Genomic DNA, 834 nt, shown 5'->3' with positions numbered 1-834 from the left:
GCGGAATAGGTACGGTTGCGCTGGCCATTCACATTGGCCTGGGTGAAGAAGCTGGAAACGTGGAAATTGCCGCCGTTGTAGCCGAGGGTGGCGGTCTCCGTGGTGTTGCGCGACGGCGCGCCCGGCACTTCGCCGAACTGGTAACCCGCGCCGGCGGTCAGGCCGTTGTCGAACAGCTTCTTCCACACCACGCCGTTGTCCATGCGCGTGCCGGTGGCGCTGCCCGCGTAGAACACCAGTTGCTTGAAGTTGTTGTTGTTGGTGTAGCCGCCTTCCTCCGTCGTGATCGCGGCCGGGCCGTAGGGGTCTCCGTAGAGGCCCGAAGCCATCGGGTCACGCCCGAGCGCGTTCTGGCGGCCGAAGGTCAGCTTGCCGAAGACATCGCTGTTGATGCCGACCCAGGCGTCGCGGTTGAACAGCACGCCGGGGGTGTCCATCGCGCCGTCGTAGCTCTGGAATTCGCTCTCCAGCTTGAAGATCACCTTGGTGCCGAAGCCGATGTCTTCCGCGCCGGTCAGGCCCCAGCGGTTGCCGCTGAACCATGCCGGCTGGTGGTAGCCGGTCAGGCGATGGCCACTTGCATCGGCGTTGCTGATGGTGCTGATGGTGGTATCGATGAGGCCGTAGAGCGTCACGTTCGATTGCGCGTTGGCGTGGCCGGCAAAGGCCGCGCCGATTGCCAGCGCGATGGCTGTGGTTTTGGTTTTCAAGCTGATCTCCTCGGGGCTTGCTAGTCTTGTCGATGATTCGGGCTGCTCGCGGGCGGGACGCGTGTCCCGGCCATGAGAGCAGCCCTTGCATCGTAGGCATGGCAAGCCTTCATCCAGCTTTCCC

General features: G+C 63.9%; 1 protein-coding gene. It reads right to left on the bottom strand.

The annotated features are described in order from the left end of the window. The coding region (locus AC1RWI_RS38025) for a porin (protein WP_492870886.1) at positions 1-710 on the bottom strand (710 nt) is incomplete at its 3' end. Between the last annotated feature and the right edge of the window lie 124 nt (positions 711-834).

Source organism: Cupriavidus sp. MPR-AND1C (assembly GCF_058809705.1).
This window is presented reverse-complemented; position numbering and strand designations above follow the sequence as displayed.